Origin of the sequence: Janthinobacterium sp. BJB446 (assembly GCF_002735655.1) — a bacterium.
Taxonomy (GTDB): domain Bacteria; phylum Pseudomonadota; class Gammaproteobacteria; order Burkholderiales; family Burkholderiaceae_D; genus Janthinobacterium; species Janthinobacterium lividum.
On the sequence record NZ_PDZK01000005.1, the window covers coordinates 205,254 to 217,418 of the forward strand.

The 12,165-nt window shown below is 61.9% G+C and carries 8 protein-coding genes; 4 read left to right on the forward strand and 4 right to left on the reverse strand.

Annotated elements, in window-relative coordinates; all coding sequences use genetic code 11:
- Positions 1-40: 40 nt before the first annotated feature.
- Together CSQ92_RS25050 and CSQ92_RS25055 are read left to right on the forward strand one after the other, a co-directional pair.
- On the forward strand, positions 41-1,426 hold the full coding sequence (locus tag CSQ92_RS25050; protein WP_441326513.1) for an alkaline phosphatase: 1,386 nt from the start codon (positions 41-43) through the stop codon (positions 1,424-1,426).
- Positions 1,427-1,500: 74 nt separating this feature from the next.
- Positions 1,501-2,226 carry a hypothetical protein gene (locus tag CSQ92_RS25055; protein WP_099390060.1) on the forward strand — a complete coding sequence of 242 codons (726 nt, stop codon included), beginning with the start codon at positions 1,501-1,503 and terminating at the stop codon, positions 2,224-2,226.
- 224 nt (positions 2,227-2,450) lie between these two features.
- Here CSQ92_RS25055 and CSQ92_RS25060 read toward each other — a convergent pair whose 3' ends face one another.
- The 3 genes from CSQ92_RS25060 to dprA all read right to left on the reverse strand — a co-directional run bounded on the left by CSQ92_RS25060 (position 2,451) and on the right by dprA (position 7,063).
- Positions 2,451-5,117 carry a DNA topoisomerase III gene (locus CSQ92_RS25060; RefSeq protein WP_092612769.1) on the reverse strand — a complete coding sequence of 889 codons (2,667 nt, stop codon included), beginning with the start codon at positions 5,115-5,117 and terminating at the stop codon, positions 2,451-2,453.
- Between the two features lie 283 nt (positions 5,118-5,400).
- Positions 5,401-5,865, reverse strand: coding sequence for a DUF494 family protein (locus CSQ92_RS25065; protein WP_099395690.1), 465 nt, complete (start codon positions 5,863-5,865; stop codon positions 5,401-5,403).
- Between the two features lie 94 nt (positions 5,866-5,959).
- A complete protein-coding gene (dprA, locus tag CSQ92_RS25070; protein ID WP_034784737.1) occupies positions 5,960-7,063 on the reverse strand; it encodes a DNA-processing protein DprA in 1,104 nt (367 codons plus the stop codon).
- A gap of 305 nt (positions 7,064-7,368) precedes the next feature.
- On the opposite strand from dprA, the gene def reads away from it, so the two are divergent.
- Positions 7,369-7,911, forward strand: coding sequence for a peptide deformylase (gene def / locus CSQ92_RS25075; protein WP_034784735.1), 543 nt, complete (start codon positions 7,369-7,371; stop codon positions 7,909-7,911).
- Positions 7,912-8,008: 97 nt separating this feature from the next.
- Positions 8,009-8,965, forward strand: a complete 957-nt coding sequence (fmt, locus tag CSQ92_RS25080) for a methionyl-tRNA formyltransferase (protein WP_070278290.1) — start codon at positions 8,009-8,011, stop codon at positions 8,963-8,965.
- An 87-nt stretch (positions 8,966-9,052) separates the two neighbouring features.
- Here fmt and CSQ92_RS25085 read toward each other — a convergent pair whose 3' ends face one another.
- Entirely contained in the window at positions 9,053-11,530 is a 2,478-nt protein-coding gene (locus CSQ92_RS25085; protein ID WP_099395691.1) for an IPT/TIG domain-containing protein, read from the reverse strand.
- Positions 11,531-12,165: the final 635 nt, after the last annotated feature.

Below are 12,165 nucleotides of genomic sequence, written 5' to 3' on the forward strand. Positions count from 1 at the left end.
CATGAAACTTGCATCGACACCCGCCGTACTGAAATCGGCCCTGAAACTCTCCTTGCTGACCACGCTCGTGGCCGCCAGCGTTGCCAGCGCCTACGCCGCCGACGCCAAGAACGTCATCTTCTTCCTCGGCGACGGCATGGGCCCGTCCGTCGTGACGGCGGCGCGCATCTACCAGTACAAGGAAGATGGCAGCCTGACGATGGACACGCTGGAACGCACGGCGCGCATCAAGACGTTCTCGAACGATGCGCAAACGACGGACAGCGCGCCATCGATGGCCGCCTACATGACCGGCGTCAAGATGAACAATGAAGTCATCTCGATGGCGCAGGACACGATCGCCAAGGAACCCAGCCGCGATGCCAACGGCAATCTGGGTGTGGACAATTGCCCGGCCGGCGGCAAGAGCGCGCCGACCATCCTGGAACTGGCAAAAGCCAAGGGCAAGGCCGTGGGCGCCATCACCACCACGGAACTGACGCACGCCACGCCGGCGACGACCTTCTCGCACATCTGCAACCGCAATGCGCAATACGCGATCGCCGCGCAAACGGCGCCAGGCGGCGCGGGCTACAACGCGGCCCTGGGCGATGGCGTCGACGTGCTGATGGGTGGCGGCCGCAACCACTTTACGCCTTGGTCGGCAAGCAACAAGTATGGCCGCGCCGATGGCCGCAACCTGTTGACGGAATTTGCCGCCAAGGGCTACACCGTGGCCGCGACGAAAGCGGAAATGGCGGCAGCGCCGAGCGGCAAGAAATTCATCGGCCTGTACAGCACCCGCAGCCACCTGGAATATGAACTGGACCGCACGGCAACGCCACCGCTGGGCGAAGGCGCGACCCAGCCTAGCCTGTCGGAAATGACGCTGAAAGCCATCGACTTGCTGTCGAAAAATGCGAACGGCTACTTCCTGATGGTCGAAGGTGGCCGCATCGACCACGCCTTGCACGGCATCAACGCCAAGCGCGCGCTGACGGACACCATCGCCTTCGACGACGCCATCAAGGCAGCCATCGGCAAGATCCGGGAAACCGATCCGAAACTGGAAAATACCCTGATCGTCGTCACGGCCGACCATGACCATACCCTGGCCTTCAACGGTTACGGCAAGCGCGGCAACCATATCCTCGACATCAACCGCGGCTACAAGGATAACCAGCCGAGCAAGGATGCCGATGGCAATACCTACACCACCCTGGTGTTCGGCAACGGCCCGAACCGCCCTGCCCTGCGCAGCAATGTCGACAGCGCCACGGCCCTGAAAGACAACTACCTGCAGGAAACAGGCGTGCGCCTGGCCAGCGAAACCCACGGCGGCGGCGACGTCAAGCTGCTGGCCACGGGCGCCGGCTCCAAGACCTTCAAGGGCACCCTGGACAATACCAAGGTGTTTGACTTGCTGAAGGCCGCCTTCGGCTTCTGATCCACATCAACACGGCAACCCCACCGGGGCGGATGGCGTATGCCCTCCGCCCCTCTGCACGTAAAGGCAACACCATGAAATCGTCCCTGATCGCCGTCCTCCTCGCCGCCGGCTTTGCCGCCAGCGCGCAAGCCGCTCCTGCCACGCCGTCCGCTCCTGCCGACCTGGACCTGGGCATTACCTATTACAGCCGCGTCCTGACGCCGGAAGGCGTGACGCGCGAGAGCCGTTACGAAGAAAAGATGCTGCGCCGCCCCGGCCACGTGTGGGTCGAGCGCGTGCTGGCGCCGTCAACGGACGCGCATGCAGGCCACAAGCACGGAGACAACACCAAAGTGGCGCTGAAGGCCACGCAGCATGAACACAAGCACTTCAATCCCGTGCTGATACCGCGCCACGTGATGCTGGAAAAGAACACCGTGCGCGTGGAATACATCGATGCGCATGACAAGGTGGTGGTGGCGATCCCGAAAGCGGAATACGAAAACGTCAATTTCGACGGCTCCTGGGAAAACAGTTTCTATCTGCTGGACCCGAAACTAGTGGCCGCCATGCCGCTGTCGAAACAGGCATCGAACGTGACGGGCGCGCGCTGGCGCGAAGTGGAAAAAAATGGCGTGTTCCAGCGCATCCTGTGGGATGAACAAAAGCAGATTCCGCTGATCATCGAAAGCGGCGACCGCGCAAATACCTTCTATCGCCGGGTCGACGTCAAGCTGCAGCCGACCGTCAGCAAGGCGCAGCCGTGGGCGAATTTGCAGAATTACGCGCAGCGCGAGTATTCCGACTATCTGGACTAAGAGCCTCTCCCAGTAGGGAGCGTCTTCTGCTGGCAGCACATCAGGAGCGCGGACAAGGCGTGAGGAGGACGCGTGGCGAGCCACGCGACGACGAGCAACGCAGTCCCCGCTTCTGAGGCGCGCCAGCGGGGGATGTATTCATCTACTGGGACAGGCTCTTAGCTATCCTCGGGACGTAAAAAAAGCCAGGGACATCCCTGGCTTTTTTTTTGGCTGGCGCCGGATTACTCCGCCGCTGCCGCCTTCTTCGCCGGCGCCTTCTTGGCGGCCGGCTTTTTCACGGCCGTGGCTTTCTTGGCCGGCGCCTTTTTGACGGCTGCCGCTTTCTTGACGGCCGTCTTCTTCGCTGGCGCCGCGCCTTCTTCGCCTTCGGCCTCGGTCGCTGCCGCCTTGGTCTTCGCGCCCGGCTTGGCCTTGCGCTCTTCAAACTCGAAGCTCACCTTGCCATCCTTGCCGCGCACGAGGAAGGCCTTGAACGGACGGCGGGTACGCTGCGAAACAAAGCCCGGCAGCAAGTCCGTCTTGCCATCGTTGAGCAGTTTTGCCATTTGTTCCGGCAAGATTTCCTGCTGCAAGATGATGCGGCCGCTGCGGAAATCGCACGTCTTCGGCTTGGCTACGCTGTGTTCGCACACATAGGCCAGGCCCATTTCGTACACGCCGGCATTGCACTTGGGGCACGGTCCCACAGGCGTCTGGCCCGTGAAATCGACGCCTTCGCCATCTTCGCTCTCGTCGTTCTGGCCGAAATCGAATTCCAGCTTGAAATTCTTGATCTCTTCATCGCGCACGATGCGCAGGATGGCGGCGAACGGACGGCCCATCTTCGAGCGGAAGCCTTGCAGCGGGCCGATGGTGCGGTCCTTCAGCAATTGCTCCACTTCGGCGATTTCGAACTGGCGCGAACCCGGCGTCTTGCTCATCGAGAATTCGCACTTGGTGCAGGCGAAACGACGGTAGTTTTCCTTTACCACGCCGCTGCAATTCGGGCACGGCGTTTCCAAGGTCGCGTAGTCGCCGGGGATCGTGTCGTTATCGTATTCCTTGGCGCGCTTGACGATGATTTGCGTCATCTGCGCGATTTCGCGCATGAATTCTTCGCGCGAAATCTTGCCTTTTTCCATCTGCGACAGCTTGTATTCCCACTCGCCCGTCAGCTCCGGCGCCGTCAATTCGTTGACGCCCAGGCCCTTGAGCAAGGTCATCAGCTGCGACGCCTTGGCCGTCGGAATCAGTTCGCGGCCTTCGCGGATCAGATAGCGTTCCGTCAGCAAGCCCTCGATGGTGGCCGCGCGCGTCGCTGGCGTGCCGAGGCCCTTGCCGGCCATCGCATCGCGCAGCTCGTCGTCGTCGATCAGCTTGCCGGCGCCTTCCATGGCCGACAGCAACGTTGCCTCCGTGAAGCGCGCAGGCGGCTTGGTGACCAGGCCGTTGGCGTTGACGCTTTCCGTCTGCACTTTCTCGCCCTTGGCGACCGGCACCAGGTTGCCGTTGCCATTGCTTTCCTTGTCCGCGTCCGTCGATGCTTCCTTGCCGTAGATGGCCAGCCAGCCCGGATTGGTCATGACCTTGCCTTCAGTCTTGAACTGATGGCCGGACACTTCCGTGTAGCGCGTGGTGACTTGGAATTCCGCAGGCGGGAAGAACACGGCCATGAAACGGCGCGTGACCAGGTCGTACAGCTTCTGTTCCGGCTCGGACAAGTTCTTTGGCGCGATCGTCGTCGGGATGATCGCGAAGTGATCCGAGATCTTGGTATTGTCGAAGATGCGCTTGTTCGGCTTGACCCAGCCCTTGTCGATGATCTGCTTGGCGAACTGGTGGTAGTTGCTGTTGTCCTTGACCGTTTCCAGCGCCTGCAGCACGGTCGGCATGTAGTCTTCCGGCAGGTGGCGCGAATCGGTACGCGGATACGTCAATACCTTGTGCTTTTCATACAGCGCCTGGGCCAGGCCCAGGGTGTTCTTGGCGGAGAAGCCGAAACGCGAGTTCGCTTCGCGCTGCAGGCTGGTCAGGTCGAACAGGCCCGGCGCCATCGAAGTGGTCGGCTTCGACTCTTCCGTGACGATGCCTTGGCGGCCGCGGCAGGCGGTGGCGATCGAATCGGCAGCCGTCTTGCTCCACAGGCGCTCGGCGCGCTTCTCGGGATCGTTCTCGTCCTTCTTGAACTTCGTGTCGAGCCAGCGGCCTTCATAGATACCGGCCGCGCAGACGAATTCAGCGCGCACTTCCCAGAAGTCGCGCGGCACGAATTTTTTAATTTTATCTTCGCGTTCGACCACGATCGAAAGGGTCGGCGTCTGCACGCGGCCCACGGTGGTCAGGTAAAAGCCGCCTTCTTTCGAATTAAACGCCGTCATGGCACGCGTGCCATTGATACCGATCAACCAATCGGCTTCCGAACGGCAGCGGGCCGCATCGGCCAGCGGCAGCATTTCTTCGTCGCTGCGCAGGTGCGAAAAACCGTCGCGGATGGCGCCCGGCGTCATCGACTGCAGCCACAGGCGCTTGACCGGTTGCTTGGCTTTCGCGTTCTGCGCGATCAGGCGGAAAATCAGCTCGCCTTCGCGCCCCGCATCGCATGCGTTGATGAGGGTGGTGACGTCTTTGCGTTTGATCAGCTTGTTTAATACTTTGAGGCGCGCTTCCGTCTTGGCGATCGGGTTCAGCGCGAAATACGGTGGAATCATCGGCAAGTGCGCGAAACTCCATTTGCCGCGCTTCACGTCGAATTCTTCCGGTACGGCGATCTCCAGCAAGTGGCCGACCGCCGACGACAGGACGTATTCATCCGATTCAAAGTACTCATCGTGCTTGGTAAAGCCGCCAAGCGTCTTCGCGATATCGTTCGCGACAGAAGGCTTCTCGGCGATGATGAGGGTTTTTGTCATATTTTTTAGTCTCGAAAAATGCTCTAGGATAGTTTCAGCATGCGCATCATACAGTGCATTGCCAGGCGCCGACGCTTTTGTCTGCGCAAGGCCGTGTGACTTGTGGTCTTGTCAAGCGGCCAATGATAAGCGCCTATTGAAGAATTCGGCAAGTTATCTGCAAGCAAGAATGCGCAAGCGCAAACACAACAGGCTGGCGGGCGCGCTGGTGCAACACATGGTAAAGGGGATGGCGCGGCAGCGGCGCCAGGGTCGGGCAGACAGCGAAGAATACGGCTATATATTAGTGCAATAAGCGCGGCGGGAGGTCTTCATCGTCGACGAACAAGTCGTCGAACATCAGGGCATCCGGTTCCTTGCCCTGGCTCCACAGCAGCATCAGCACGATGACTTTCAGCTTGCCCAGCGACACGGGTGCCTCGTCGAGCGCCAGCGCCCGTTCGATGACGATTTCGCGCTGCAGCGGCGAGAGTACCTTGGCGCTTTCCAGGAACTGGATGAAGCCGATGGCGGCCGTGCCCAGCACGTCGCTTTCCTGCTGTACATAGAAGCGCGTGCCCGTGGAAGTGGCCGTCAGGGTTTGCTCGACGCCAGCCATGGCATTCAAATCCGTCAGCCAGACAAGCGCTTCGGAAATCTCCACGTCGTCGAAACCGACGGCCGACAGTTTGCGCGCCAGGACTGCCGGCTCGGGGCAGGCATCGGGGCGATAGTAAGTCTCGTAGAGGTACACCAGGATATCGAACATGGCTCTACTCTATCAGCTAAGTTCGCTGCGACACAAGGGTGCGCGCCGACAAAGCGCCGCCGTGCGGCAAGGCCGCCACACAAGTGACAAGCTGTCATTTACAGCGTTGAAACAGTCCTCCTGGCAAGCGCTCCACCCGGCCCGCCAGCTCCAGCGCCAGCAGTTCGCCCATCAGCGCGCCCATGGCCAGACCGCTGCGCGCGGCCAGGGTATCGGCATCGAGGGGATCATGGCCCAGCGCGGCCAGCAGCGGCGGTTCGTCTTCCACCACGGCCGGCGCGCCGGGGATGCCGCCCAGCCACTGCAGCTCTTGCAGCACGTCATCGGCTGACTCGACCAGCTTGGCGCCCTGCTTGATGAGCGCATGGCAACCCTTGGCCAGGGTGGCATGGATGGAACCGGGCAAGGCATACACATCGCGTCCCTGCTCGCCGGCCAGGCGCGCGGTGATCAGGGAGCCCGATTGCGCAGCCGCCTCGACCACCAGCACGCCGCGCGCCAGGCCGCTGATCAGGCGGTTGCGGCGCGGAAAGTTACCGGGCATGGCGGGCAGCCCCAGTGCATACTCGCTGACGATGCAACCCTGTTCGGCAATTCTTTGCGCCAGATCAAGGTTACGTCGCGGATACACCAGATCGGCGCCCGTGCCGATCACGGCGACGGTTGCCCCCGCGCCGCGCAAGCCGCCCTCGTGCGCGTGCGTATCGATGCCCAGCGCCAGCCCGGAAATGATGGTCAGGCCTGCCGTGCTGAGGGCTTGCGCAAAGGCGGCCGCATTCTGCATGCCTTGCGCGCTGGCATTGCGGCTGCCGATGATGGCCACGCCGGGACGCGACAGCAGTTCCACCCGCCCCCGTACATATAACAAGAGCGGCGGATCGGCGATTTCCAGCAGCAGGGGCGGATACGCGGCATCGGCCAGGGTCAGCACGGCATTGCCGGGGCCTTGCAGCCACTGCAGAGTAAGCTCGAGCTGGCTGTTGGCCACCGGCCTGGGCGGCTGCACGATGGCGCGCGCCACGCTGGCCGGCACCACTTCGCGCAAGGCCTCGAATGACGCGCTGAAGATGGCCGGCGGCAAGCCGAAGCTGACCAGCAAGGCACGCGCCGCCACCGGCCCCACGCCTGGCAGATGCTGCAGGCGCAGCCAGCCCGCCAGTTCCGTGGCCGCGTCTGCCGTCGTGGCAATTGCATGCATGACAACCTCGCTGTGTACTGTGCCATCCCATGCTAGGCGCCATGGCGCGCACGCGATACCGACGCGCGCAACAATGCGTGCGATGGCCGGGCAAAACGGCCCGTCATCCACAGGAGCATGGGCGTCTGTGATAAAATTTCCCTTTGCAGCAGACGAATAGCGCACTGGCAAACGCATCTGCAGCGCCGTTGTGCCATACGCGCCCAACCGTAGCGTACTCAAATAAAATAGCCCTGCCATCGTTCGCATGGCCCAGGCATGAATAATCCGGCGCACCGGCGCCCACCTTAACCAGTCGAATCTGTATGTCCATATTAAATATCCTGCGTTACCCCGATCCTCGCCTGCACACGATCGCCAAGCCCGTCACCGAATTTGACGCGCGCCTGCAAACCCTGATCGACGACATGGCCGAAACCATGTACGACGCCCCGGGCGTCGGCCTGGCCGCGTCGCAAGTGGACGAGCATATCCAGATGATGGTGATCGACATCACCGAAGAGAAAAACCAGCTGCAAGTGTTCATCAACCCGGAAATCACCTGGGCCAGCGAAGAAAAGCAGGTCTACGATGAAGGCTGCCTGTCCGTGCCTGGCGTCTACGATGGCGTCGAGCGCCCGGCCCGCATCAAGGTGCGCGCCCTGGACCGCCACGGCAAGCAGTTCGAACTGGAAGCCGATGGCTTGCTGGCCGTCTGCATCCAGCATGAGATGGATCACTTGCTGGGCAAGGTATTCGTCGAATACCTGTCGCCGCTCAAGCGCAACCGCATCAAGACCAAGATGATCAAGGAAATCCGTGGTCTCGAGCGCGAAGCGAGCCTGCGCGCTCAGAACCGCCGCTTCTAAGCCACTGCTGATAGACTAAGCCGCAACAGAAGTCGTCACACCACGCCAGCCTGGCGCATTTTTGCGCGGGCCTGTACACCTCACGTCAAGGAACCATATGAAAGTGATCTTCGCAGGCACGCCTGAATTTGCCGCCACGGCCCTGAAAGACTTGCACGAAGCGGGATTCGAGATTCCGCTGGTGCTGACCCAGCCCGACCGCCCTGCCGGACGCGGCATGCAATTGCACGCCTCGGCTGTCAAGCAATATGCGCAGCAGCATGGCATCGAGGTGCTGCAGCCCTTGTCGCTGCGCATGGACAGCAAGGACCCGCAGCGCGCCGCCGAAGCCAAGGCAGCCCACGCGCGCCTGCTGGCCACCGACTACGACGTGATGGTGGTGGCGGCCTACGGCTTGATCTTGCCGCGCAGCACGCTCGACATCAAACCCTGCATCAATATCCACGGTTCCTTGCTGCCGCGCTGGCGCGGCGCGGCGCCCATCCACCGCGCCATCGAAGCCGGCGACGATGAAACGGGCGTGACCATCATGCAGATGGAAGAAGGCCTCGATACGGGCCCGATGCTGGCCATCGAGCGCACGCCCATCGAAGCGGGCGATTCCACCGCCACCCTGCACGACAAGCTGGCCACCCTGGGCGGCAAGATGATCGTCGAAACCCTGCGCAAGATGCAGCAGCAGCCGCTGGAAGCCGTGCCGCAGCCGGAAGCGGGCGTCACCTACGCGGCAAAGATCGCCAAGGAAGAAGCGGCGCTCGATTTCAGCCTGCCGGCACTGGAACTGGGCCTGAAGATCCGCGCCTTCAATCCGTTTCCCGGCGCCTGCGGCCAGGTCGATGGCACCACCATCAAGATCTGGGCCGCCGACGTGCTTGAAGCGGATAGCAAGGAAGCGCCCGGCCAGGTGCTGGCAGCCGACGCCCAGCACGGCATCGTCGTGGCCTGCGGCAATGGCTCGCTGCGCCTGACGGAACTGCAAAAACCGGGCGGCAAGCGCCTGCCCGCGGCCGAATTCATCAAGGGCTTCCCCCTCGAAGGCAAACGCTTCGCCTGACTTCACCGGGTTGCACCGCGCCATCATGCCGATGGCCATAAAAAAAGGCTTGCCGCAGCAAGCCTTTTTTGTATCCAGCCACAGCGCTTAGCGGCGCTGCACCTTCATCAGGCGTGCGCCCACGGACGACGACAGGCTGACTTCGAAACGGCCACCGGCCGGCACGGCGCTCACGTCGACATTGGCTTTGCCACCCGTCAAGTCACTGGCAACCACCGTCTTGCGGCCATCGGCAGCCACGTACATGACAGCGGCATACGGTTCCGCCTCGGCATTCCAAACCAGCGCCAGTTGGCCGCCGCTTTGCGTCGCATCAAACGTGGCATCGTTGGCGGCAGCCTTGCTGCGGCGCGCCGGGCGTTCCAGCTTGGCCAAAGCCTTGCCATTTGCCAGCACTTGCACATCGCTGATTTCGCCCGGATTGGCGAAGCTGACGCGGAAGTGGCTCATGGCGTTGCCGCCATGGTCGGCCACGGAGACGCCATCGAAGGGCAAGTCGATAGTCTGTCCGGACGCCGTCAACACGCGCAAGGTATAAGCATGGCCACTGCCGCTGGCAGCGGCGCCGATGCGCGCCGACGAGGCAACGGCTGGGCGCAAGGCCACGCCGGCTGGCGTGATGCGGCCGGAAATGGTCAGGTAGCCGTTCTCGGCCACGGACATGCTGGCGGCCAGCACATTGCTGCCCGTCACCTGCGTGCTGCGTTTTTCCAGGAATTGCTGCACCCGCGCATAGCTGTAGTCGGAGAACCAGGCGCCGCTGCAATAGCTCATCACGTCTTTCATCGGCGTGCTGCCATAGACTGCCTTGCTCAGCTGGCCGATGCTGCCCGCATAGTTGCTGTTATACAGGGGTTGCGGGCCCAGATTGCCATCCGCATACGGGTAGTCGGCAGCGGCGCCGGCCGGGCCGCCGCAGGCAACGTGCTGCAGCGAGTGGTTGTGGCCCAGCTCGTGCACGAGCGTGGTCAGCCATTCAGGCCATTGATTGCCGAATGGATCGACCGATGCGATGCTGTTGAAGCGGGCATCCAGGCCGATGGCCGACGTGAAGTCGCTGCCGCTGCTGCGCTGGTTGATGTAGGCCAGGCCGGCGGCGCGGGTGGAGGACATTCTCGGCACGAAACCATAGTAATAGGCGCCGCTGTCTTCCAGCGCGCGCTTGTTTTCCAGCTTGCCCAGGGTATCGCTCCACCAGCTGTCGGCCGTGCTGCTGCCTGGCATGCTCAGCGCGGCGCGCGTGGTGATGCTGATATTTTCCGTCGCATACGGATACACGCGCAACAGCGCAGCGCGGACCACCTCGGCGTCCGGCAGTTGCGCCACGCCATCGTCGGTGCTCAAGGGGACGAGTACCAAACGGATCCTGGCCAGGCTGGCCACCATGGGTGCCGCTTCCTGGCTCACTTGCACGCCGTCATTGCCGACGGCCGTCACGCGCACGCGCACGCCGGGCAAGATCCAGCCGGAGGGCAGGACGGCACTGAAATTGCCATTGAAACTGTCATCGTTCTTCGTCGTCGGCAAGAGCGCCGGCCCCGTCATCGCGATGCTGCCCAGGTTGCTGCCATTGGCGGCGGTCGCATTCAAGGTCACGGCCGGGCTGGCCTGGCCCGCCTGCGTGGCCAGCACGGACACGCGCACGGCGGCTGGCTTGCCGCGCGTCAGGCGCAAGGCCGTATTGCTGGCGTTCAAATTCAGTACTTGCGCGAAATCAATGCTGCCCAAAGTAAAGGCCGACACCGTGCCCGCATTCACGGCGATGCGCGAAGCGGCCGACAGCATCACATTGCCCGTTGCCGAGGCTGGCGCGGACAGCAGCAGCTGGCTGGCGCTGGCGCTGACGATGACGGCCGGCGTATTGCCCACCGAAGCTGAGCTGACCTGGTCGAGATTGCTGCCCTGCACCGTCACCGACAAGGTCGCGCCGTTGACGGCCGACGTGATCGACGTCACTGCCACGCTGGCCAGGACCGTGTACGCGTCGCTGCTGATCACATCGTTGTAGGGACCGCGCACCGTCAGCGCGCCTGTCGCTGCGCCCGCAGGCACCACCACTGTCACGCTGCTGGCCGTCTGGCTTTGCGGCGTTGCTGCCGCGCCATTGCCAAACTGTACCGCCGTCACGGCGCCCATGCCGCCGCCCGTGATCGTCACGCTGGAACCGACACCGCCCGTCGCCGGCGCGACGCTGCCCACGCTCAACGGCAGGTACACATTGACGTTATAGCTGGTGGCCGCCGTACCGCTGGCGCTGACCAGGCTCAAGGCACCCGTGACGGGCACGCCAGGCATGGCCAGGGTCACGCTGGTCTCGCTGGCGGCACTGGTGGCAACGGTCACGCCGCCCACCTGGAAGGCCGTCACGCGACTCAGATTCGTGCCCGTGACCACCAGGCTGCCGCCCACGGCAACATTCGCCGCCGAGACGGCCGTCACGGCAGGAATCAGGACGGGCGTACCCGAGGTGGTCGCCACCACCGTGTCGCCACCACCGCCACCACCGCCACCGCAGGCGGACAGGCCCAGCACGACAAACAATGCTACGAGCAGATGGTTTTTCATGGCTGGCAACCATGTTTGTGCAGCGCGATGCCGGGGAGGACACGAGATAAATGTGACATATTGGTGACTTTTGGTGAGAATTTAATTTCTAAGAACCAATATTATGGGTTAATTCGATTCCCAAAGACAACTATTAATGCTTTTGATTCAATTGGTTTTGATAATAGTTAAAATATCTGCTTGGCAAAATTTATTCTGAGCATTATTTCCCTCACTCTGTATTGGCTTAAATCAAAATTAATTTCCTTTGCAGCTATTGCCATTCAATTCATTAAAAATATGCTGAGGCGGCACAAATAATGTGGAAATTTTTCCACAGCCTAGAGGGCGGTATTTTTCTGTCAACTTTGGCGGAAGAATTAACGTTTTGAGTAAGATTTTCAGGAATGTAATTTTCAACAGCAGGCGTGGCAAGAGGCGATGTGTTGCAAGAAGGCCAGCCGTGGGGCGAACGGCCGCTTTTGCTTAAAACCAAAGCAGCCTGATGCCGTATAATTTTAGACCCGGTGAAATCAGGCGATTGCCACCTTCTGCCTGCCCTACCCGGCCGGCACTCTCCGTCAGCTGATCCTGCTGGCCCGCATCCGCCTCTTGCCTGTCCTGTCGCCGCGCCGCCGCCCGTTTGCCTATTGAAA